This is a genomic window from Noviherbaspirillum sp. (assembly GCF_036846085.1).
Lineage (GTDB): Bacteria > Pseudomonadota > Gammaproteobacteria > Burkholderiales > Burkholderiaceae_D > Noviherbaspirillum.
Genome location: NZ_DAIUCO010000005.1, coordinates 1 through 23251, shown reverse-complemented (window position 1 = coordinate 23251; position 23251 = coordinate 1). Strand labels below are relative to the sequence as shown.

At 59.4% G+C, this 23251-nt stretch carries 22 protein-coding genes and 1 pseudogene; 9 read left to right on the top strand and 14 right to left on the bottom strand.

Features of this window, described 5'->3' with window-relative positions; all coding sequences use genetic code 11:
* Window positions 1-94: 94 nt before the first annotated feature.
* From V7080_RS01225 to V7080_RS01205, 5 genes are all read right to left on the bottom strand, one after another.
* Window positions 95-1585: a DegQ family serine endoprotease gene (locus V7080_RS01225; protein WP_334186569.1), complete on the bottom strand. Its 1491-nt coding sequence runs from the start codon at window positions 1583-1585 to the stop codon at window positions 95-97.
* Between the two features lie 138 nt (window positions 1586-1723).
* Window positions 1724-3016: an ATP-binding protein gene (locus V7080_RS01220; RefSeq protein ID WP_334186568.1), complete on the bottom strand. Its 1293-nt coding sequence runs from the start codon at window positions 3014-3016 to the stop codon at window positions 1724-1726.
* Window positions 3013-3681 carry a response regulator transcription factor gene (locus tag V7080_RS01215; RefSeq protein ID WP_334186567.1) on the bottom strand — a complete coding sequence of 223 codons (669 nt, stop codon included), beginning with the start codon at window positions 3679-3681 and terminating at the stop codon, window positions 3013-3015. The genes V7080_RS01220 and V7080_RS01215 overlap by 4 nt, the downstream gene beginning before the upstream one ends.
* Before the next feature lie 341 nt (window positions 3682-4022).
* On the bottom strand, window positions 4023-4535 hold the full coding sequence (locus V7080_RS01210; RefSeq protein ID WP_334186566.1) for an SRPBCC family protein: 513 nt from the start codon (window positions 4533-4535) through the stop codon (window positions 4023-4025).
* 720 nt (window positions 4536-5255) lie between these two features.
* Complete coding sequence (locus tag V7080_RS01205) at window positions 5256-5921, bottom strand: TetR/AcrR family transcriptional regulator (protein WP_334186565.1); 666 nt, start codon at window positions 5919-5921, stop codon at window positions 5256-5258.
* A gap of 86 nt (window positions 5922-6007) precedes the next feature.
* Here V7080_RS01205 and V7080_RS01200 point away from each other — a divergent pair, with 86 nt between their 5' ends.
* The 3 genes from V7080_RS01200 to V7080_RS01190 all read left to right on the top strand — a co-directional run bounded on the left by V7080_RS01200 (window position 6008) and on the right by V7080_RS01190 (window position 8210).
* Entirely contained in the window at window positions 6008-6454 is a 447-nt protein-coding gene (locus V7080_RS01200; RefSeq protein WP_334186564.1) for a YybH family protein, read from the top strand.
* Between the two features lie 178 nt (window positions 6455-6632).
* Window positions 6633-7124, top strand: a complete 492-nt coding sequence (locus V7080_RS01195) for a VOC family protein (protein WP_334186563.1) — start codon at window positions 6633-6635, stop codon at window positions 7122-7124.
* 240 nt (window positions 7125-7364) lie between these two features.
* Window positions 7365-8210, top strand: coding sequence for a DUF817 domain-containing protein (locus V7080_RS01190; protein WP_442947165.1), 846 nt, complete (start codon window positions 7365-7367; stop codon window positions 8208-8210).
* Between the two features lie 20 nt (window positions 8211-8230).
* On the opposite strand, the gene V7080_RS01185 is transcribed toward V7080_RS01190, so the two are convergent.
* The 3 genes from V7080_RS01185 to V7080_RS01175 all read right to left on the bottom strand — a co-directional run bounded on the left by V7080_RS01185 (window position 8231) and on the right by V7080_RS01175 (window position 12132).
* Window positions 8231-9547, bottom strand: coding sequence for a putative bifunctional diguanylate cyclase/phosphodiesterase (locus tag V7080_RS01185; RefSeq protein WP_334186562.1), 1317 nt, complete (start codon window positions 9545-9547; stop codon window positions 8231-8233).
* The gene (locus V7080_RS01180) at window positions 9544-11079 is read right to left on the bottom strand and encodes an HD-GYP domain-containing protein (protein WP_334186561.1); all 1536 of its coding nucleotides are present in this window, start codon (window positions 11077-11079) and stop codon (window positions 9544-9546) included. Before V7080_RS01180 ends, V7080_RS01185 begins: the two co-directional genes overlap by 4 nt.
* A gap of 288 nt (window positions 11080-11367) precedes the next feature.
* Window positions 11368-12132: an MHYT domain-containing protein gene (locus V7080_RS01175; RefSeq protein WP_334186560.1), complete on the bottom strand. Its 765-nt coding sequence runs from the start codon at window positions 12130-12132 to the stop codon at window positions 11368-11370.
* Between the two features lie 255 nt (window positions 12133-12387).
* On the opposite strand from V7080_RS01175, the gene V7080_RS01170 reads away from it, so the two are divergent.
* Complete coding sequence (locus V7080_RS01170) at window positions 12388-13062, top strand: alpha/beta hydrolase (protein ID WP_334186559.1); 675 nt, start codon at window positions 12388-12390, stop codon at window positions 13060-13062.
* A gap of 53 nt (window positions 13063-13115) precedes the next feature.
* Here the strand turns inward: V7080_RS01170 and V7080_RS01165 are convergent, their stop codons facing one another.
* From V7080_RS01165 to V7080_RS01150, 4 genes are all read right to left on the bottom strand, one after another.
* Complete coding sequence (locus V7080_RS01165) at window positions 13116-14108, bottom strand: lysylphosphatidylglycerol synthase domain-containing protein (protein ID WP_334186558.1); 993 nt, start codon at window positions 14106-14108, stop codon at window positions 13116-13118.
* Window positions 14105-15346, bottom strand: coding sequence for a cardiolipin synthase ClsB (gene clsB / locus V7080_RS01160; protein WP_334186557.1), 1242 nt, complete (start codon window positions 15344-15346; stop codon window positions 14105-14107). The genes V7080_RS01165 and clsB overlap by 4 nt, the downstream gene beginning before the upstream one ends.
* Before the next feature lie 170 nt (window positions 15347-15516).
* Window positions 15517-16986, bottom strand: coding sequence for a glucose-6-phosphate dehydrogenase (gene zwf, locus V7080_RS01155; RefSeq protein ID WP_334186556.1), 1470 nt, complete (start codon window positions 16984-16986; stop codon window positions 15517-15519).
* Complete coding sequence (locus V7080_RS01150; protein ID WP_334186555.1) at window positions 16983-17306, bottom strand: hypothetical protein; 324 nt, start codon at window positions 17304-17306, stop codon at window positions 16983-16985. The genes zwf and V7080_RS01150 overlap by 4 nt, the downstream gene beginning before the upstream one ends.
* A 967-nt stretch (window positions 17307-18273) precedes the next feature.
* Here V7080_RS01150 and V7080_RS01145 point away from each other — a divergent pair.
* On the top strand, window positions 18274-19173 hold the full coding sequence (locus tag V7080_RS01145) for a hypothetical protein (protein ID WP_334186554.1): 900 nt from the start codon (window positions 18274-18276) through the stop codon (window positions 19171-19173).
* Window positions 19139-19906, top strand: a complete 768-nt coding sequence (locus tag V7080_RS01140; RefSeq protein WP_334186553.1) for a hypothetical protein — start codon at window positions 19139-19141, stop codon at window positions 19904-19906. Before V7080_RS01145 ends, V7080_RS01140 begins: the two co-directional genes overlap by 35 nt.
* Before the next feature lie 6 nt (window positions 19907-19912).
* On the opposite strand, the pseudogene V7080_RS01135 reads toward V7080_RS01140, so the two are convergent.
* A pseudogene (locus tag V7080_RS01135) lies at window positions 19913-20187 on the bottom strand (alanine--glyoxylate aminotransferase family protein); the annotation flags it as partial.
* Between the two features lie 155 nt (window positions 20188-20342).
* Window positions 20343-21077, bottom strand: a complete 735-nt coding sequence (locus tag V7080_RS01130; protein ID WP_334186552.1) for an outer membrane protein — start codon at window positions 21075-21077, stop codon at window positions 20343-20345.
* Between the two features lie 206 nt (window positions 21078-21283).
* Between V7080_RS01130 and V7080_RS01125 the strand changes: the two genes are divergently transcribed.
* The 3 genes from V7080_RS01125 to V7080_RS01115 form a co-directional block, all read left to right on the top strand.
* On the top strand, window positions 21284-22225 hold the full coding sequence (locus V7080_RS01125; RefSeq protein WP_334186551.1) for an ABC transporter ATP-binding protein: 942 nt from the start codon (window positions 21284-21286) through the stop codon (window positions 22223-22225).
* The gene (locus V7080_RS01120) at window positions 22222-22983 is read left to right on the top strand and encodes an ABC transporter permease (protein WP_334186550.1); all 762 of its coding nucleotides are present in this window, start codon (window positions 22222-22224) and stop codon (window positions 22981-22983) included. The genes V7080_RS01125 and V7080_RS01120 overlap by 4 nt, the downstream gene beginning before the upstream one ends.
* Before the next feature lie 71 nt (window positions 22984-23054).
* The coding region (locus V7080_RS01115; RefSeq protein WP_334186549.1) for a hypothetical protein at window positions 23055-23251 on the top strand (197 nt) is incomplete at its 3' end.

Below are 23251 nucleotides of genomic sequence, written 5' to 3'. Positions count from 1 at the left end.
CCGGCGGACAACGCAACGACGCGAACGGGCGGACAATCGCGGGCAGGGCGATGATCGCCCTGCCCGCGATTGTCCGGCAATGTGCAATGCAGGATCAGCCGACCGTGACCGGAACGAAGAGTTTGGTATCCCCCCGCTGCACCAGTATCGCAAGCTGCTTATCCTGTTTCTCCACCATTGACTTCAGCTCCCCGACCGACTTCACCGGGGTGCCGTTCACCGACAGGATGATGTCGCCCGCTTCGATGCCGGCCTTGGCCGCCGGCCCGGTGCTGCGCTCCACCAGCACGCCGGAAACGGCGGCGCCCGCGCTCTTCTCCTCTGGCGTCAGCGGACGAACCGCCAGTCCCAGCCGGCCTTGCTGCAGGTCTTTCTCCGCAGTATCTCCGGACGCCAGCGTGTCGGTTGCCGTGCCAAGTACCGTCGATAGTTCGACCTGCTTGCCGCCGCGCCATACGCCGAGCGACACCTTGTCGCCGGGCTTTCCGAGCGAGACCATGGCGGGCAGGTCCGTCGAGCTGGCGATCGGCCGGCCGTTGTATCGAAGGATCACATCGCCCGGCTCCAGGCCGGCCTTGGCCGCTGCGCTACCCGGGGCGACGGACGATACCAGCGCGCCGTCGGGCTGCTTCAGCTTGAACGATTCCGCCAGCGTCTGGTTGAGTTCCTGGATCGTCACGCCAAGGCGCGGATGGATCACCTTGCCGGTGGATACGATCTGGTCCTTGATCTGCAGGGCGACGTTGATCGGGATGGCGAACGACACGCCCTGGTAGCCGCCGGTGCGGCTGTAGATTTGCGAGTTGATGCCCACGACCGCACCGCTGGTGTCGAACAGCGGGCCACCCGAGTTGCCGGGATTCACCGCGACGTCGGTCTGGATGAACGGCACATGCCCGTCGCCCGGCAGCGAGCGGCCCTTCGCGCTGACGATGCCCGCGGTGGCGCTCTGCTCGAACCCGAAGGGCGAGCCGATGGCCAAAACGTAGTCACCGACACCAAGCTTCGCCGGGTCACCTAGATTGACCACCGGCAAATTGTCCGCATCGATCTTGAGTACCGCGACGTCGGTGACCGGATCGCTGCCAAGCACCTTGGCCTTGTATTCGCGCCGGTCGCTCAGCTTGACACTGACTTCATCCGCACCTTGCACGACGTGGGCATTGGTGAGAATAAGGCCATCCTTGCTGACGATGAATCCGGAACCCTGCCCGCGTACCGGCGCGTCGCCGCGCGGCATCTGTCCCCTGAATCCCGGCATGCCGCCGAATTGTTCGAAGAAAGGATGATTTTCAAGTCCTTCCGGGATGCCCCTGCTGCCGGTTTTGGAAGTGCCTTCCGTCCGGATGCCGACCACCGCCGGGCCGTACTGTTCCACGATGGCGCGATAGTTGGGCACGGCGGTCGCCGGTATTGGGGCGCCTGATGCGCTGGTTGCCGATGGCGCCGACGCGCCGGACGCGCTTTCCGCCGATGCGGCGGTGTGCTTAAACCACGTCGCCGGGCTCCATCCCACTGCATTCGCAGTTCCAGTGGCAATGGCGCCAGTAGCGATGAGGGCCAACGTCAGTGATTTGAGTTTCATGTCGATTTCCTTTTCCCATCAATGAGCCGATAACTCGGTACGGAGGTGAGATTAGGGACCGAAAATTAAACCAGACTTAATGCATGAAGACGGATTGCGTTGCCATGAAAGCATTGTTATTGGCCGGGCAAGGCGGCGTTACGGTCGAAACAGAACAACCACCCGAAGCCCGCCGAGCGGCGAGTCGGCAAGGTCGATGCGGCCGCGGTGCTGGTCGACGATGTTCCTGACGATGGACAGGCCGAGGCCGGTGCCGGTCTGTCCATCGACTTCGCGGCGATAGAAACGATCAAACACGCGTTCCCTTTCCGGTGCAGGAATGCCGGGGCCGGAATCATCGACGATGAGCAGCATGCCGTCGCCGGATGGCGATATCGAGAGGAGCACCCTGCCCCCGCGCGGCGTGTAGCGGATGGCGTTGTCCAGCAGGTTGCGCGCAAGGATGCGCAGCGCCGTTGCGTCCGCTTCGATGATCGCCTGCTCCGGTGCGTCGAGTTCAATGTCGATCGCCTTCGCCTGTGCCATGGCGAACACATCGCCGATCGCGCGGCGGAGCAGCTCGGCCAGGTCGATCGGCAGGCGCGCGACCGCGGTATCGCCGGGATCGGTGCGCGCCGCCGCAAGCAGCTGCTCGATCAGGTGGGTGGCCCGGTCGACACCCTGGTTGAGCTCGCTGAACGCACTTGCACGGTGAGCGTTGTCCGGCGCGCGCTCCAGCAGTTGCAGCTGCAGCTTCAACGCGGTAAGCGGCGAACGCAGCTCATGCGCTGCGTCGGCGACGAATGCGCGCTGGGTCGACAGCGCCCGCTTCAGCTTGTCGAGCAGCATGTTGAGCGAGGCCACCAGGGGCGAGATTTCTGCCGGCACATCACCGACGGATACCTGGCTCAGCGATGCCGCATCGCGTTGCCGCAATTCATTCGACAGGCGGGTCAGCGTCGACAGCGATTGCCCGACCAGCCACCAGATCAGGATCGCCATCACAGGCGCGAAGGCCAGCAGCGGCAGCAGGCTGCGCAATGCCGCCCGCGCGGCAAGGTCGCGCCGCTGCTCGAAGGGTTGCGCCACCTGGATGACGCGATCCTCTCCCGCCAGTGCATAGACACGCCAGCGCCGACCTTTCGAATCCATATCGGTGAAGCCCGGCGTTGCCCGGTCCGGCACGGGATTGCTCGGGTCGGACAGGTAGGCGATGGTGCCCCGCATGGTCCAGATTTGCACGACCACATCGGGCCTGTCGCCGGAGGTGGATGCGGGACGTTCTGCGAAGCCATGGTCCCGCAATGACAGCGCGATCTGGCGCAACTGGTAATCGAAGAGATCCTCGTTCTGCTTCAGGGTTTGCCGATAGGTGAACACGCCGACGACCATCGCGGTGAACATCGCGGCAAGAAGCAGATAGACCGACAGCCTGACGCGGATCGACGTCATGCGCTGTCCTGCTTGGGAATGAAGTAGCCGACGCCGCGCACGTTCTGGATAAATTCCGCCCCGAGCTTGCGCCGGATCGCATGGATATAGACCTCGACGGTATTGCTGCCGACCTCGTCGCCCCAGCCGTACATTCTTTCCTCGATCTGCGCGCGGGACAGGATCTGCCCCGGCCGCAGCATCAGCGCTTCGACGATCGCATACTCGCGTGCCGAAAGCTGGATCGGCTGGCCGTTTCGCGATACCGCCCTGGTAGCGGGGTTCAGCCGTACGCCCATCACTTCCATCTCGGGTTCGGCATGACCGGCGCTGCGGCGCAGCCCGGAGCGGATACGGGCGGACAGCTCGTCGAGGTCGAACGGCTTGATGACATAGTCGTCCGCGCCCGCATCGAGGCCCTTGATGCGGTCTTCGACATCGTCTCTTGCGGTGATTACGATGACCGGCGTTTTCTTCTTCCGTGCCCGCATGCTCCGCAACACCTGCAAGCCATCCTTGCCGGGCAGCCCGAGATCGAGCAGAACGATGTCGAAGTGCTCGTTCATCAATGCCGTATCGGCGAGCTGGCCGTTTCGTACCCAGTCCACCGCATAACCGTCCTGGCGGAGCGAAGTGCGAACGCCTTCGCCGATCATCGCATCATCTTCCACGAGAAGCACACGCATGTCGTATCTCCCGGCAGTTTGGCAAGACGGGCACAGGGCCTTTACCCGATCGCATGGGTTGGAATGCTCCATTGATGCCGACCCGGACCGTGCCGTCATGACGTCTGCGGCTGGCCGGATGTTGCATTACCGGACTCGCACAAAAGGTAGAGCGAAGCCGGATGGCGGAATGATGCCGGAGCGCTTTCTTGTATGTAATGACGCTCGGCCTGCGCGGCAGTTCCTTCAAGCGCCCAGGAATGCGGATGCCTTGCCGCCTTGGAACTGCAAGTTTATGGGCAGCAATTGCTGCGCAGCGCCTTTTTCTTATCGATGTATTTCGAGGACTGCGCCGGGATGCTTCAGCGGTCGTCGGTGGACGGCTTGCCTACCGGATCGCCATCGGCACCGGTCGCTTGCGCGTCATGGATTTCGCCACGCCATTCGCCGGTTTCCGAGCCGCGGGTTTCAATGAATTCCTTCAGGCGCGTCAGGTTATCGGCCAGCCGCTGCGACATCTCGTTGTCTCCGCCGCCGGCGGAGGATCCCGGCACCTGGCCCTGTTCCGCATCCATGGTCATCGTCACGCGGGATGTATCCGCTCCGGCCGGCTGCACCTCGATGCGCCCCGCATTTTTCGGACCGCTCATGTTGTGCCAGGCGATGCACTGGTCCGGTATCTGTTCGGTGATTTCCGCGTCCCATTCCATGTCCCGGTCCGCCATTTTCGCTTTCCAGTGCAGGTGGGTGTCGTCGAGCTGCTGCACCAGTTCGACATCCCGCATGAAGCGCGGGTAGTCCTCGAACCGGGTAAGCTGGTTGTAAATGACATGTACCGGAAGATTGACTTCCACTGATTGCTGAATTCTTGGCATGATGCATTTCCTTGTACTGGCGGGATTGCTCGCGATGGCTTAAACGTCCGATCCGCGTGTGTTCGAGAACGTCCCGCGTTCGAGATCGACCCGCAGGTCGTCATCGCTTACCTGGCCACTCTGCCGGGAATAGAGCGATAAGGCGTAGTCTTTCATTGCCGTATCCCGGTCATCGTCGTTCATTTCCGCCCAGGGTTTCCCTGGTGGCGTGCAATCAGTTCCTCGACGGAGAACTCGACCGAACTGTCCACGCCCTTTCCTTTAATCGTCGCTTTGATGCCTTCCATATTCGTTTTCCTTTGCCGAAGGTACACAGTGGTCGCTGGATTGCAGTCCGCCTGCGCATGCGCATTCACTGCAGGCAGAGTCATTCGCAGTGATGCGCGGCATGACGGCGACGGACCCGAGCCGCATTTCAAACTCTCAGATCAATAAGAGCCGCCGTGCCGGTACGCGTTCCGCGCATTGCATCGTGCCGCTTTTGATAGCTATCAAAGCGGACTGCACTGCTGCCTGTTGATGTCATTCAGGAAGATGCATGGAGGAAATGCTATCCGGACTGGTTTGAAACCACGGCTGACTGCCGCCGGAAAATCCCGGGTTGCGCTAGCGGGACATGCTTTTATCGCTGAGCACATTGACGCCGTGAAGCAGCCCGAAGCACTATGCCTGCGGGTCAGCGGATGAATATATTGTTGCGCACCCTGATCGGGCGCGCAGTTACAGTCCTTGCACGACCATATCGAGCAGACGTTCCCTGGTGGCTGCCGCATGCGCATCGTCGAGTTGGCGCAGCGGTCCGTCGAGCAGCAGCATGGCCAACCCGTGCACCGCCGACCAGGCGAGAAACTCCGCGCCCTTGCGCCGTTCCGCCGGAAGCGCGCCGGCATCGGCCATGGCGTCGAGTGCCGCAGACAAATGCTGAAACGGCGACAGGCCGCTGCTTCCTGCCTTGGCCGGACTTGCGGATTGGTCGAGATTGGGCGGCACCGAGAATGCGGTACGGAACAATCCGGGTTCGGCGCGCGCAAACTTCACATAGGCCGCACCAATGGCGCGCAGGCGCCCATGCGCCGCCTTCACCGGGTCCTTCTTCTTCGGCAAGGCGGCGAGCTCAGTTTCGATTGCCAGGGCAAGCCGTGCCTGCGCGGCATCGCACACCGCTTCGAGCAATGCCTGCCGGTCGGCGAAATGGCGGTAGGCCGCATTCGGAACGACGCCTGCCTGGCGGGTCACTTCCCGCAGTACCACAGCATCCGGCCCGCCGGTGCGCGCCAGTTCCACGCCTGCTTCCAGCAGCGCCCGGTACAAGTCCCCGTGACGATAAGTGCTGCGGCGCGGCGGCCGGGACTCTTCTTGAACTGTTGCAACCCCTGGATTCTTCATCGATTTTAATTGTGGACGACGTACACAAGCTGTACTAATATGGACACTGTACACAATATCCACACTTCTTACCAAGGAGTAAAGCAATGAATGCCAATTCTTCAAATATGGTGGCCGAAGCGGAAATCCGGGAACTGATCGCTGCGTGGCTTAAAGCGGCGCAGACGCGCGACGTTGAAGGTGTCGCAGCGCATTACGCGCCGGATATCGTCGCCTACGATGCCGTTTCTCAGTTGCGATTCATTGGGGTCGATGCCTACAAGCAGCATTGGACCGCTTGCATGGCGATGTGCCCGGGACCGATGATTTTTGAAGCGCCCGAGTTGAACATTACCGCGGGCGATGATGTCGCCTTTGCACATGGACTCATCCGGTGCGGCGAGAAGATGGAAGACGGCGGGGAAAAGGCGTCGTGGATGCGGATGAGTACCGGCTACCGCAAGCGCGGCGGCAAATGGCTGGTCGTGCATGAGCATTTTTCGGCGCCATTCGATATGGAAAGTGGAAAAGCGCTGTTTGAACTGCAGCCCTGATTTGCGGCACCTGCCTGCAAACCCGGGTTATTGAGAGCGTCTAACAAAATGAGCGAAGCGCCAGCTTCGCGCTCTCTGGCAAGGCGCGTCGACGCAGGCAGTACTGACGTACGACAAGGAGACGCAACGCAGCCAGAGGCATTTTGTCTGGCGCTCTTACACTACGAGGAGATAGCAAATGACACAAGCCCAAGTCAAGCCGGTGCCGGAAGGCATGCATACTGTCGCGCCGCACCTGGTATGCGACGGCGCGGCCGACGCAATCGAGTTTTACAAGAAGGCTTTCGGCGCGGTGGAAATCGACCGCCTGCCCGGTCCGCAGGACAAACTCATGCATGCGATGATCCGTATCGGCGATTCCCCGATCATGCTGGTGGACGAGTTTCCGGAGTGGGGTTCGTTCGGGCCCAAGGCGCTCAAGGGATCGCCGGTCACCATCCATCTCTATGTGGAGAACGCCGATGCGCTGTTCCAGCGCGCGGTCGATGCCGGTGCGAAAGTAGTGATGGCGATCGATGAAACATTCTGGGGTGATCGCTACGGCAGGCTGGAAGATCCGTTCGGCCATCAATGGTCAGTCGCCACGCATGTGCGCGACGTGACGCCGGAAGAAATCATGCAGGCGATGCAGCAGCCGATGACGCAGATGTGCACCGACGCGACCGCCTGAAGGCCTGCTGTTCCGGCCGAACCGGGACCTCGCTTCCGGTTCGCCGCCGATCGACCTCCGCTCTCCTCCCTGCGTTGCACAAACCAGGATAATTCGCCTATAGTGGCGACGTTCCGGCGTGCACACCATGTGCCAAAAGCCGGACTTGTCGATCGACATTGTGCAGCGGGGAAGCGTGTCCCATATCCTTGAACCATTTTTCATTCATTCGAACCGAATGCAGGTGCTGCGGGAGCGCCGGTGCTGACCGCGCTGGTTCGGCGCATCGACGAGCGTTTGCTGGCACCTGCCCCGAGCAAGCGTGAAGGGTTTCGCCGCTTTCTCGCGGAATTTCTGATGTTCGGGATCAAGGAGGCGCGTGCATGCCTGTTCGCCGGCCTGTTTTTCTGCGCCCTCTTCCTGTCCCACAAGCTCAAGGGCTACGGCATTCCCCGCTATGACCTGCTGCTGCTCATCGCGATCGGCATTCAGGCATGGATGCTCCATGCCAGGCTGGAAACGATGGACGAGTTCAAGGCCATCCTCGTGTTCCACGCCATCGGCATCGCGCTCGAGGTGTACAAGACGTCGATGGGATCATGGTCATATCCGGAATTCGCCTACACCAAGATACTGGGTGTGCCGCTCTATGCCGGCTTCATGCATGCGGCGGTGGCGAGCTACGTCATACAGGCATGGCGCCTGTTCGACCTGCGGATCGAGCGGCATCCGCCATACTGGATGGCAGGCGCGCTGGCGGTCGTGATCTACGCAAACTTTTACACCCATCACTTCATCGGCGACTATCGCTGGTATCTGATCGCGCTTGCCTGCGGATTGTATGCGCGCACGATGGTGGTATTTCGCCCGCTCGACCGCGACCGCAGGATGCCGCTGGTGCTGGCATTCGTGCTGATCGGCTTCTTCATCTGGATCGCGGAAAACCTGTCGACCTTCCTTGGCGCCTGGCGTTACCCGAACCAGATCGGCGCGTGGGCGCTTGTGCATGTAGGAAAATGGAGTTCATGGTCGCTGTTGACGATGATGACCTTCATCATCGTGGTGGAGCTCAAGCACATCAAGGCACGGATACAACTGGCGCCGTGAAGCGCATTCGACCAGCGCGATCAATCCGGAGCTGTTCGCCGGTTTACCCATCTGGCCAGTTCATCGGCCGGAAGCGGTCTCGAATACACATAGCCCTGCACCTGGTCGCACCCCATCTGCCGCAGGATGGCGAGGGTCGCCTCATCCTCGGCCCCCTCCGCCACCACCTTGAGCTTGAAGTTATGCGCAAGATCGATGACCGCCCGGACGATCTGGGCATCGACCACCGACGAGGCCATGTGTTCGACAAACAACTTGTCGATCTTGAGTTCGACCAACGGAAAACGCCTGAGGTAGAGCAGCGACGAATAGCCCGTACCGAAATCGTCGATCGCCAGGCTGAATCCCAGTTTGGCGAGCGCATGCAGGGTCTTGATGGACAGCTCGGCGTCGTTGAGCAGGGTGCTCTCGGTCACTTCCAGTCCGATCTGGTCACACCCCACCCCCCACACATTGGCGGCCTGCTGCAACAAGGCGGGGAGTCCGGGTTCGTTCAGCATGGATGCGGACAGATTGACCCACAGTATGCCGACACCCGCCGCCGCAAGTACCGTCACATATTCCCTGAGCGCGGTATGAAGAACGAAACGGGTCAGTTCGCCGATCATGCCGTATTTTTCGGCAGTATCGACCAGCAGGGTGGGCGTCCAGCCGGAACGCGCATCCGCCGGCCAGCGTACCAGCGCTTCGACCCCGGCCACCTGTCCGGTTTGCAAATCCACCTTGGGCTGGTACACCAGCGACAGCCGGTTTTGCGCCAACGCCGATTGCAGGGCCACCATGACGGTGCGGCTCAGCTCGCCGATTTCCGTTCCGGTCGCGGCGACGCAGTAGCGGCGGTTGGCAGCACGGGCTTCCTGCTGCGCGCCGAGCGCGGCCTTCAGCATGCGCGTCGCGGAGCCACCGATGTGGCCGCACAGTGCGACACCAATCACGGGACGCACCGTCACCACCGGGTCGCAATCGGGAATCGGCTTTTCCAGCGTGCGGATCAGGTTGGTTGCCGCAAGGTCCGCGATCGCGGGCGACGAGAGCTGTGTCAATGCGACCCATACTTCATCGCTGGAAGCCACGGCGACATAGTCGTTTTCCCTGAGCACGGACCGGACCCGCCGCAATAACTCTTCCTGCACGGCCGCGCTGCCGGCCTCGTCGAGAATGGCTTCCAGCCGGTCGCTGCGGGCGAGCGATATCGCGAGCAGGGCAATCGTCGCCGACGGGTTTCGCTGTTCGATGTTTGCGTCCAGCCGAACGACGAACGCCTTCGGCATGAGCGCAACTGCGTCGGCAACCGAATTCGCCTGGCGCCATTTGAGATAACGCTGGCGCAATGTCATTGCGTACCGAAATAGAAGTCGCGCGCGTCGATTCCGTAGCTACCGTCAGTCAGTCCTTTACGTATCTGCAGGTTACGGCGCTTGCTGCGCGCATTGTGCTTGAACATGTCGATCTGCATCGGTGGCGTGCGGCGGGTTTTGTCCTTGTGGGTCACCAGCAATATGCGCGGTTCCAGCCGCCGCAGCGGATTGTGCTGGATGACGATGGCGACATGGCCGCTGTTCAGTTCGACCAGCGATCCGATCGGAAAGACGCCGATCGATTGCACGAACTGCTCGATGAGCGGACCGAACCATCGATTGTCGGCACCTGCGAAAAGCTGCTTGATGGCGTCGAAGGGTGAATAGGTTTCGGCATAGGGACGCGGGTTGATCATCGCGACATAGCCATCGACCACGGCGGCCATGCGGCCGTAGATGGATATTTCCGGCGCAGACAGGCCCTTCGGATAACCCTTGCCATCGACCTGCTCATGATGTTCGGCGATGGCACGCAGCACGGCGGGCGGAAGCATGTCGGATTCCGACTCGGACAGCATGGCGACGCCGAGATCCACGTGCTGGCGGGCGCGCTGCATTTCGCTGTTGTTGTAGCGTCCCTGCTTTTCCAGCAGGGACGGCGTGAGCTGCGTCTTGCCGAGATCGAGCAGTATGCCGATCATCGCGAGGTCCGCGAGCGGCTCGCGGCCGAAACCGAGATGCCGCCCCATCGCTGTCAGGTAGATGCCGGCCTCCAGGCTACGCTGGTAAAGCCGGTTGTCGGTCTGGTGGATTTTCGCCGCCCACATCATCGCGCTCGGGTGGGCGATCATGTGCAGGGCCAGGGATTCGGCCGCCCGTTCCACCTTGCGTATGTCGGTGGTATGGCGCAATGAGATGCCGGTCGTGATGTCGTCCAGCAGCCGCACCGTGGTCTTGCAGGCATCCAGCGACGCCGGAACGGCAAGCCAGTTGAATTCCGGCTGCGGATAGGACACCAGCGGTATCTCCGGCGGCACATATGCGGGCCTGGGCGGCGGCGGCAACGCCTCGCGCGATGGCGCTGTTACTTTCGGCCGCGTGCCGGGTATAAAGCGTTTCCACCATGACGTTTCGGCCTTGGCGGATTCGCGACCCATGCTGAAGCCGGAAGAAGATGCCGGTGATGACGCTTCGCCGGCTGCGACGGCAATGTGGACTGCGAGGGATGGATCACTGACGCCGGGAGGCAGATTTTTTTCGGCGATTGTCATGCCGCCGAGCGTGTCGACCTCCTGCAGGCCGAAATATTTACCGCTGCTGAGAATGCGATCGAGGTATTCCTTGAGTGCGGCATCCTGGCTGCGGGTCGGGTCGACATTGACATACCGGGCGACCTTTTGAAGGATCTCGATCTGCCGCTTTTCGGTGATCAGGACGCCTTCGAGCATGAACGGCGTTTTTTTCCAGCCGCAGTCCACGTCGGATACGAACATCCCCACGCGCAGGTCGTACACCGGCAGGCAGACATCGTATGCCAGTGGTTTTCTTAAAGGTTGACCCGGTTTCAACATGTGCATCGCCAAAAAGCAACACTAACTCCGGCAGCAAGAGGAGCGTGGCGCAACCAATGATAGGTGTGGCTCTACGGTCTGTCAGGACGGTTGATGGCTCAACCAGAAACATGTCTGAAAGGAAATGCAAAGCCTGTCGGCAATTATATACGCACCGGAACCGTGAACCGATCGCAAGATGGCGATTTGCAACAAGGTGGAAGAAGGGTTTGAAGCGTCTGGAGACGCGACGCTGCCGGCATGCGGAATGCCGGCAGGAAGGCAAAAAGCCGGTTTCAGGTCATGGTTTCAGGTTGGCGAGGGCGTCGTCAGCGCCTTGTCCACCAGGCGTGACGTGGAAATCCAGAACACGTAGCTCAAAACGACAATCGAAACAAGCACCACCCAGAACTCCATGCGCCATGCACGCAGTGTCAAAAAGCCCGCCGGTTCGGCGCTGGTGCAGATGAGCGTCGCGGCGGTCATGCCGACGTAGTGCATCATGCAGACCGCGACGCCCATGACAAACGCTGCGATCAGCCGGTAAGTCCACCGGGACAGGTTGAACGCCATCCACAGTGCGGCGGAAGCTGCGCCGACCGCGATCAGTACCGACAGCGCGACGGTGAAGGCATCCAGCGACATGGTCGCCCGCATGTTCATCGCGTACATGCCGATGTAATGCATTGCAGCAACACCGAGGCCTGCCAGGAAGCTTCCGGCCAGCCATCCGGAAATCCGGAATTTGCCGCGTCCGCCGGTAAGGTAGAGTGCCAGGCCGGACAAGCCGATCGCGGCAACCAGTGACGCGACCGTGGGAATAACCTCATAGCTGACATTCACACCGACCCGATAGGCAAGCATGCCGATGAAATGCATGGCCCATATCCCCACCCCGCCGAGCGACACGGCCGCGCCTGCCACCATCGCCCAGTCGGTCCGCCCGTCGGGGCGGATCATCCACCGTGCGCACTGCAGTGCCGCAAACGAACCAAGAACGGATATCACGTACGACAAAGCGACCAGGTTTTCCCTGTACTCGGGCGTCAATATTTGACCGGCGACGGGTTCCATGCTTTTCCTTTAATTATATTGTCCAAGACAAAAACTTAACGTGACGCAATTATTGCCCATAGGAATATTTTAATCAACACATTGTCCATGACATATTTCAATCGCCACGATTAAGTGGCACTAAGGTTTTCATTTGCATAACATGCCGTCATCCCTTGGGCGGCAGCCGTGCCAGAACCGGTCTGCTCAGGGCGCGCCCGGGGAACACGATGCGAAACGACGCTCTAATGTCTTTTGATCATTCCGGAGCCGGCAATGTCCATTGATGCACGCTTGCAGGCGCGCCCTTCCCAACCCGACGGCCCGGCCACGCCGGGTTTGCAGAAACTCGATGTCGGCGGAGCGCGCGATAGCTATTTTTATGTACCGCCACGCTATGACCCCGTTGTCCCGGCGCCGCTGGTGCTGCTGCTGCACGGCGCGGGCGGTCATTCCCGGCATGGACTGGATGTGTTGCAACACCTTGCGGACGACAACGGCCTGATCCTGATCGCTCCCGCTTCCACTTCCCATACCTGGGATGTGATAGCCAACCGGGCATACGGCGTGGACGTGACCATGGTGGATCAGGCGCTGAAGCATGTCTTTGCCCACTATGCGGTGGACCCGGGCCGCCTGGCGATCGGCGGCTTTTCCGACGGCGCGTCGTATGCGCTGACCCTGGGATTGGCGAACGGGGATTTATTCACCCACGTCATCGCCTTCTCGCCCGGATTCATCGCGCCGATTACACCGCGTGGGCAGCCGAAGGTATTTATCTCGCACGGCAACCGGGACGAAGTCCTTCCGATCGAACCGTGCAGCAGGAAAATCGTAGCGCGGCTGCGGCGTGCGGAATATGAAGTGATGTATGACGAGTTCGACGGCGGTCACACCATTCCGGGGGAAGTGGCGCAGTTCGCAGTGAATTGGTTTCTCGGACGGATTTGAGTATCGCCGATATCGCCGGCCTGCCGCCGCACCGCAGCGGCAGGCGGCGCGATTCAACGTGCGCCGCTGCCCGCTTGCTTCCGCTTGGCACGGGCTTCCACCACGAAATACACCAGCGTGGCCAAGACCAGCGGGATCAGGTAGTAGAGGGCGCGATAGGCAAGCAGGGCCGCCAGCAATTCATGTCTTGGCATCTCATGCGACAGCAATGTGACGAATACCGTCTCGATGACGCCGAGGCCTGCCGGTACATGGGTGATCACACCGGCGATGGCGGCGACCAGCAGCACGCCGAGCACCGTCGGATAGGCGATTTTCTGTTCCAGCAGCATGTAGACGATGCCGCCTATCAGCATCCAGTTGACGGAGGACATCGCCAGCTGCACCAGCGCAAGCTTTAACGACGGAAGCGTGATGTCATGCCCCCGTATCGTCCAGGTGCGCCGGCGGGAAAACGTGCACAGCAGCATGTAGGCGATGGCGACCGCGAACAGGCCGGCGCCCAGCACCCGCAATCCGGTGGTATCCAGTTTCCAGTCAGGCGGCGGCGCAATCGGCCACCACCAGAAGACCAGGCCGGCGATCAGCAAATATCCGAGCCAATTGGTCAGCATGCTCATGCCAAGCACGCGGGTGATGACGTCGGCTTCCAGTCCCAGCCGCGAATACAGGCGATAGCGGAACGCGACGCCGCCGATCAGCGAGCCCATGTTGAGATTGAAGGTGTAACTGATGAAGGTAACGGTGACCACCTGCCGCGTTGTCAGCGAATGGCCGGTGACGTGCCGGCCAAGCAGATCGAAGCAGCTATAGAGTGCATGGCTCGCCGCCGCAAGGGCGGCCGCCAGCCACAATCCCTGGGCCGATCGACGGCCGATTGCGGCAACGACCTCCTCCCATTCCACTGAACGTGCCTGTGTCACGAGGAGATAGGCGACGACGCCGAAGAACGCGATTTTCACCGCGCGCTTTACCCACGGCCACCAGGGCCTCGACGTCAATCCGTTGCCAGCGGGACGTCGCGCCGCGTCGGATGAGTCGTTCACGACCACGCCTTTTCGTCCAGCCTGTCGGCCCCGTTGCGAATCTGCTCGGCCTGGAGCGGCGTCAGCTTCGGCGCATGGGCAGGCAGCCAGCCGGCCCATGCCGGAAACCGCCGCAGCAGCGGAAATAAAATAAAGCTGCGCAACTGGCGCAATGTGCTGGATTCCTGGAGGTCGGCAGTCTCGATCTTCTTGCAACTGTGCCGCATCAGCTTCTGCAGGTTGTCGGCCAACTGCTGGTTGAATGTGCGATCGCGGATCATCACGTTCGCTTCCAGGTTGAGTGTCAGGCTCAGCGGATCGAGATTGCTCGATCCGACGGTCGACCATTCCTCGTCCACCAGCGCCACCTTGCCGTGCAGCGGCCGGTCGCAGTACTCGTAGATGCGCACGCCGGCGCGCAGCAGGTGGTGGTACAGCATGGCGGCCGCGATCTGCACGATGCGCATGTCGGGATTGCCCTGCAGGATGAGTGTCACCTCGACGCCGCGCCGGGCCGCCTTGCGCAAATCCCTGAGGAAGGCGTAGCCCGGAAAGAAATAGGCATTGGCGATGATGACGCGCCGGCGCGCAAGGCGGATGGCGACGCGGTAATGCCGTTCGATATCGCGCTTGTGCTGGCGATTGTCGCGAAAGACGAACATGGCGTCCGCCAAACCCGCCACCGCCGGCTCCTTGGGAACGCCGGATGCTATCGATGTGCGAAGGCGCTGATACCAGCGCCGCGCGGGATTGCCTTCGGCGATGGCATCGTAAGCGAACTTGCGGATTTGCGCGACGATCGGTCCTTCGATTTCGATCGAGTAATCCTGCTTCGCCTCCGGCCCGAAGTCGCCCAGGTGATCGGCCGAGTAATTGATGCCACCGACGAAGCCTCGCACCCCGTCCACCACCACGATCTTGCGGTGCATGCGGCGAAAGTAGTTGATGCGGCGGAAAAGCTTCGGCGCCGGATCGAATACATGTATCTTCACGCCGGCTGCGGTCAGCGAGGCAATGTATTCATCCGACAGGTCCGGCGAGCCGAACGCGTCCACTGTCACATCGACCCGCGCGCCATTGACCGCCGCCGCGAGCAATGCCGCATGCAGCGCCATGCCGACCTTGTCCTCGTAAAGGATGAAGGTTTCCAGCACCACTTCCTGCCGTGCGGCGGCGATCACCTCAAATACCCGTGGAAAAAACTGTTCTCCGTTTTCAAGCAGGGTGATCTTGTTGCCGCTGGTCCAACGTTGTTTCACTGCGGGCTTCCTTGTCCTTGACCTGCGGGCAACAATTCAACGACGGCCGGATTGCCGTCGTCTGCCGCAGGCGTGTTCGTGGACAAGTATGTCGCGTATTGACGGAAGCGCGTTGCAGTCGCTCAACCACTGCGCTTTTTCAGGCCTTGCCACTGACAAACAAAGACGGATTATTCAATCCAGGAAAATCCCTGCCGGGCGAGCAATGCCCCCGATGAATCCGGTCCCCAGCTGCCGGCGGTATACAGCTGCGGCTTTTCACCGAGTTCTTTCCATCCTGCCAGGATCGGGTCCGCCCACGACCATGCCGCTTCGAGTTCGTCACGCCGCATGAAGTGCGTAAGCCGCCCGCGCACCACGTCGATCAGCAGGCGTTCGTAGGCTTCGGCGCGCCGCTGCGAAAATGCCGATTGCAGGTCGAGGTTCAGATTGACTGGCAGCATGTGCATGCCGCTGCCCGGCTGCTTCGCCATCAACTGCAATTGCACCGATTCCTCAGGCTGAAGCCGGATCACGAGACGATTGGCTCGGCTGCGCGGTGCGTCGGGAAAAATCGACAAGGGCGGATCGGCGAATTCAATGACGATCTGCGACAGCTGCTTCTGCATGCGCTTGCCGGTACGCAAGAAGAACGGCACATTGGCCCAGCGCCAGTTGTCGACATAGGTGCGCAGCGCGACGAAGGTCTCGGTGCGGCTGTCCGGTGGCACGCCGGCCTCGTCGCGGTACGCCTTGACGACCTCGCCGGCGGCGGCGCCGGCCGTGTACTGGCCACGCACGGTGTCGCGCGCGATGTCGCCGAGCGTCATGCGGCGCAACGACCGTATGACCTTCAGCTTTTCGTCGCGGACTGCATCCGGATCAAGTGATACCGGCGGCTCCATGGCGATAATGCAAAGCAATTGCAGCAGATGGTTCTGCACCATGTCGCGCAAGGCCCCGGTCTCGTCGTAAAACCCGGCACGGCTGCCGACGCCGACGGTTTCCGCAACGGTGATCTGGACACTGACGATATTCGGCGCACGCCATAGGGGCTCGAGAATGCCATTGCCGAAGCGCAGCACCATCAGGTTCTGCACGGTCTCCTTGCCGAGATAGTGGTCGATCCGATAAATCTGCGATTCGCTGAAATGCTTGCCCACTGCGGCATTGATCTCGCGCGCCGAGTTCAGGTCGTGACCGAGCGGCTTTTCGAGCACTACGCGGCTGTTGCCGTCGATCAGATCGCTGGCGGCGAGATTTTCGCAAATAGTGGTGAAGAGGCTCGGCGCGGTGGCAAGATAGAAGGCGCGCTGCACGCCTTGCCGCGACAATTTGGCCAGCGCGGCGAAACCCGCAGTATCCGTCGCATCGAGGCATACATACTCCAGCATCCGGAGAAATTCATCCCACGCTTTCTGCTCGAAATTCCGCTCGTTGATGAACGGCTGCGACTTCGACTGCACGAATTCGAGATAACCGGCGCGATCGTAATCATGACGTCCGGTGGCAATGATGCGAGTTGAAGGTGGCAGGTTGCCGTGCAGATGCGCCATGTACAACGCCGGCAGCAGCTTGCGGACCGAAAGGTCGCCGGCGCCGCCGAAAATGATCATGTCGAGCGGAAGAGACGGAGCGGAGGATGTTGCAGTTGTGGTCATGGAAATGTCGCTGGCGCGGCGGCCGGTGTTGATGAAGTCCGCGCCAGTTTAAAGCAAACGAAGGACAAAACAAGCGCGGCAAGCAGCGTCGGCCGGTTGCACTTGACCTGCACCAGGGCGTCAGCTTGCCTTTCCAACGCGAGCGCCAGCAATTTTTTACAGTGCAACGCATCCATCCTCAAGACACGCACCCGCAGCCCGAAATATTCGATTAGCGCCTGCGCAGCCCGAATTTCGTTGAATTTCTCCGCTACCTCGACGTCGCCACGTACGATCAGGCCCTGCTGATCAAAGGCCGACACGATGTGCCGGACAGCCAAGTCGTCCAGACGTGAGGCGCTGCCACGTCGAACAGATCGTTCAGCTGCACCAGCTGCTCGGCCCCAACACCTCGATCGCCCGCAGAGAACCGGCGCCTGTCATGACATCACCATGGCACACCGCAACGGCTCCAGCGCTTATATCAACTGGACTGTTTCGAAGGAACTTTTCTTGTTGGATTGCCACAGAGACGATCTTTCTAGCGTAGCCAACATGGTCGTCAGCACATACAGATTTCTCCCTATTAGGCATTTTTTGCCTGCAAGTGTTAGTGAGCGGCCGCGCAAGAAAAAATAAGTAAAGTTTTCGGACACTCGTCCTAGGGCGAGAACGGAAAAACGCCATAAGTTATTCCTGCGCCGGCCTAAGCAAACGCTGCCTCTTTATGAATTTCGGAAATTGAATATGGATCAGCCAAGATCCGCACCTTGGAGTAAGACCACATTAATACCCGCATGGCGTGTTAACTCTAACAAATGATTTTCTCCATGCATTCCAGGAGACTCATTGAGAAAACTTGAACAGGAGAGACTAAGCAGCACTACAAGAACCAGATTGATGAACATAAGAACCACGATCCTTATTGCCTTCCGAAAAACCCTGGAGTACATGAGGCAATCTTTGCAGACTAATCAACAAATTGATCCACAATAATAAAGAACCAATACTATGACTTCGCCGGTATCACGCTCATATCCCACGACTCTTCCTACGCATCTTAACGAACCGTTGTTATCTACTGCATCAACGAGCGTACCAGTCCTCACGTCTTATGCAGAAACCGCCGGGCAGACTGCGCTTGCAGGTCACCATGCAAAATTTGCGAGGAGCGGGGCGGCGATGCGGAGGCTTATTTATGCTGCAGCAGGCGGTGCAGCGAGAGGCGCCTCGGCGGCGTACCATGGATCGATTGACATCAGTCTCGCAGCATATAACAACATTGTGAAATCAGCCGGATCGGCGGTTATGAACACCTCGGTTGCGGCGGTGAGGCAACTTGCGACATTCATTCAAGAATCGATGGGAGGAGTAGCGTTCGTGGAAGGGCGTGCAGTGTCCGGCAGAGCAGATTCCGTACTGAAGTTACCGCAGTGGCTGATACCTACATCAGTGAAGGATTTGTTCACCCCCGATGGAAGGGAGCTATCGGAAAAAGGCTTGGAATTCATGAAAAACTTTGTCACTTATGGCGGCGGAGTAGCTGCATCTTTTTTATATCAGTTACCGATTGTCGGCGGATCTGATTCGTTGGGACGATGGTCTGCTCAGGCCACCTCCGATAACCTTGAAGAGGGCAACTATACAATGCCGCTCGTGCTTACGGGACTTTTGGCCGGTACTGCAATTTACCGGATTAGAACGCTCATAAATAGTACGGATCTTCGCGACCTCAGTACAGAGCAAAAATCGAGTGTAATAGCCGCCCATTTTGGAATACCGTCGGAAAAGTTCGATGCGATGCCGGATGCCGAAAGGAAGAAGCTGGAAGAAAAAACCACACGAGACTGGTTGATGATGGCAGGCGGCGCCGCAGTCATGCCGGTAGGCGCGTTTTCCGTGTGTCTGATCGGAAAATTATCTGCAACAGCATCCCTTTCCAATCCGCTTTTCATGGCGATAGCAACAAATATGGTCAAGGAAGTTGTCCGTGGATCCATTTATGGCGGCCTGCGGGAAGCAGCCCAAGAAATATTTACAGGCCCGAAGTCAGGAGATGCAACCCTGACACATTCGGAAGCACAGGGGTCGGCAGTCAAATATGGGGGGGGTATCAGCCGCAGTCAATCTGGGGCAAACTGCAGCGCAACAAGCCATTCTCAATGGATCGAGTTTGACTCATCAGAATACTTGGGGGCAAAAGATTAGTGTTCTGACCGCATTTGCATTCATCAATGCAATTGGCGAATCGCTTAACTGGGCAGACCTCGGCACGGATCGCACAAAAAAATCCGCCGAGCTTGATAAGAAAAAACGCATTGAATACCATCAGGGCCATGGACTGCCGCCACCCACGCCCGCTCAACTGAAAGAAGTGGCAGAACAAGTCGAATTCGGATACGAATTAGGCCGCAAGGATCAAAGCTTCGCTGAATCACTCCGCAATATCCACCGCAGGTATGTGGGGTCAATGCTTGCGCGTGAAGGGGTTTATGCATGTTCGAATGCGATATCCAATACCATGTCAAATTTATTAACAAAAATGGAGGTATCGAGCGGCGGCAAAGGTTCTAATAATATTCTTAACAACATCCTTATCGGTTTTGGCACCACCCTTACCTATGTTAAATTCGCCGCATGCGCGCAAAGCCTGGGAGTGCTGAGAGGCATACGCGCTGAGAGCAAAGGAGAAATTACGTCATCCTCCGAATCTTCGTCAGCCTTCCCCATTGATTGGAGTTTTTTAAATTCCATAAATGAGGAAGAAAGCCATAGCGGAGCAATCCGAAGAAGCGAAAGTTCCTACAGTGAAGAACAAACCGGAACCGATTACGCAGCGCTCAGAAAAGTACCGATAAAAGCACATAGCATCGCCGACATTAACATTGAGCGCGGTGCTCCAAAACGACTCAGACACCGACATATGTCTGACATCAATTAGCGTTAACGCGAATCCGCCGTTTTCCTACGCCTCCATATCTGCAGCGCCTTGCGCAAGTCGCACGCGAAACTGGCGCTTCTGGTCGATTCGATTCTTTCCAGCGCCAGTGCGCTCAGCATCACGAGCGTACTGCAGGGGGAGGCGCTCAATCCTTTTTGCCGTGCGTTGATCAGCACACTGACGCCGATGGCTTCCATGTCAAACCAGATCGCGCCCGAGGCGATGCAGTCCAGCACAAACATGCCGCCAGCCGCGTGCACAGCAACGGCTCCAGCGCATAATGCTTGCCCGGCGTGCGCCGAACATCCCGCAGTTCAGACAATACCCCACCAAATAGCATCCTCGCTTCCGCTTCTTGCTTTGAAGCTGGCAAAGTCAACACAGTTGATCAGAAGTTAATAGCCCTGCATGCAATTGAGGGGCCGTGCATGCCGGTTCAGAACTGGTAATTGAACCCCGCCAGCGCGCGGAAGGAGTTCGGCGATGCATCGTGATCGCGATGCGAAAAACCGAGACGGCCGGTGCCGCTGTTGAACTTGGCTTCCACGAAGGCGGCCATGCGCTGCGTCATCCGGTACTCGAGGCCGCCGAGCACCTGATAACCGAATCCGGAAGCCTGATCGTTGAAGTCGTGCGCATCGTGGTCGGCGGCGCTATCCGCCTGGGAGAAGCGGTAAGCCAGTCCGGCACCCGCATAGGGCAGCAGCCGGCCGCCGGCCAGCCGGGGACTTTGCCAGCGGTAGATGCCGTTCAGGCTGAGGATGTTGACGCCGCTGGAAATGTCCATGCGCTGGGCCTGCCTTTCCGGAATTGCCGTGCCGCTAGCCGGGCCGCGCCAGAAATTTTCCGAAGCGAGGCCACGGCTGAGCGCGCTGTAACCGGTGCCGTAATGGCTGAAATCGAGCGCCGCGCCCCAATTCGGATGCCGGCTGTCGAACTGGCTGATGCGAACGTTGTAAAAAGATGCAGGATTATAGCGATCACCGCCCCATTCGACACCGCGCAGCGTCAGGCCGGTGCCGGTCCCGCCCTGGCGCAAGGCCGGGTTGCCGGGTAGGGAAGCGGTGCTGTCATACAGCGAGAACATGCCATTCGCCGACGCCGGCGCGGGCAGGAAGAGCAGCCCGGTAGTGGAAATGGCACACAGCGCGATCGCATGTTTTCCAGGCATGATGCTCTCTCTGAAAGTTAGGATTTCAGCATAGGCTTCGCCGACCAAACTTGCCAGAACTAAGCGCGTAAATAATGATTTAGCGCAAGTTTTTGAGATTTGACAAAATTATAACGGCGGCATCCGGCGCGAAGATGCTGCCTGCGCCGTTCCCTGAAACGGTGATATCTTGCCGCATCCATTTATTCTTTTATCAAGGAAGCCGTGTGCAACCGGTTATTTCTGTTAAATCGCTCACCAAAACTTACGCGTCCGGATTCCAGGCGCTCAGGAACATCAACCTCGATATCCGGCGCGGCGAAATCTTCGCCCTGCTCGGCCCCAACGGCGCCGGCAAAACCACCCTGATCAGCATCGTCTGCGGCATCGTCAACGCCAGCAGCGGCATCGTGACGGCGGACGGACATGACATTGCCCGCGACTATCGTGCCGCGCGCACCAAGATCGGTCTGGTGCCGCAGGAACTTTCGACGGATGCCTTCGAGACTGTCTGGGATACGGTGAAATTCAGCCGCGGACTGTTTGGCAAGCCGCCGAACCCCGCCTACCTGGAAAAGGTGCTGAAGGACTTGTCGCTATGGGACAAGCGCGGTTCGAAAATCATGGCCTTATCCGGCGGCATGAAGCGTCGCGTGATGATCGCCAAGGCATTGAGCCATGAGCCGAACATCCTGTTTCTCGACGAACCCACCGCGGGAGTCGATGTCGAGTTGCGGCGCGATATGTGGGAGATGGTGCGGCGGTTGCGGGAAAGCGGCGTGACCATCATCCTCACCACCCACTACATCGAAGAGGCGGAAGAAATGGCCGACCGCATCGGCGTGATCAGCAAGGGTGAAATCCTGCTGGTCGAAGACAAGGCGGTGCTGATGCAGAAGCTGGGCAAAAAACAGCTCACCCTGCACCTGCAGCAGCCGCTGCAGGCGGTGCCGGCCGATCTGTCCGGCTATCGGCTCGAGCTGTCGGCGGACGGCGGCCAGCTCGTCTATACATTCGATGCGCAGGGAGAACGCATGGGCATACCCGAGTTGCTGAAGAAACTCGACGAGCACGGCATCCACTTCAAGGACCTGCAGACCAGCGAAAGTTCGCTGGAAGAAATCTTCGTCAGCCTGGTGAAGGGCAACGGCAAGGGGGAACGCGCATGAATATCCACGCGATCAAGGCCATCTATATTTTCGAAATGGCGCGCACCTGGCGTACGCTGCTGCAGAGCATCGCGTCACCGGTGATTTCCACCTCGCTTTACTTCATCGTATTCGGGTCGGCAATCGGCTCACGCATGGCGCAGATCGACGGCATCAGCTACGGCGCCTACATCGTGCCGGGACTCATCATGCTGTCGGTGCTGACGGAAAGTATTTCCAATGCGTCGTTCGGCATCTACATGCCGAAGTGGGCGGGAACGATCTACGAGGTGTTGTCAGCGCCGATTTCCGCATTCGAAATCGTGATCGGTTATGTCGGCGCGGCGGCAACCAAATCGGTGATCCTCGGATTGATCATCCTGGTCACCGCAAGGCTCTTTGTCGATTACTCGATTGCCCATCCATTCTGGATGTTGGCCTTCCTCATCCTCACGTCGATCACCTTCAGCCTGTTCGGCTTCATCATCGGCATCTGGGCGGACGGCTGGGAAAAACTGCAGATCGTTCCGATCATGATCGTCACGCCGCTCACCTTCCTCGGCGGCAGTTTTTACTCGATCAACATGCTGCCGCCGTTCTGGCAAAAGGTAACGCTTTTCAATCCGGTGGTGTATCTCGTCAGCGGATTCCGCTGGAGCTTTTACGGGGTATCGGATGTCGGTGTTGCGATCAGTCTCGGCATGACCGTAGTGTTCATGCTGTTGTGCCTTGGCGGGATATGGTGGATTTTCAGGACGGGGTACCGGTTGAAGGTTTGAGCTGTTTGGGGTGGTGGCGCTGTCGATTCTGTGCAGGTGAAAATTCAGAGCTACGGGTAAAGATTTCTCCGATGATGCAACGCTTTCTGCTCTTCGAAGAGACTAGCCGGGACTGGCCCCGGCGGGCCACCTTCTTTTTTGCTTCGCCAAAAAAGAAGGCAAAAAAGGCGACCCCGTTATCGCCGCCCGCTGCGCGGGTGCCCAAAAGCGACACGGTCAAAACGGGAAGCGAAATAAACTCGCCTGCGGCTCAGACAAATTTCGCTTC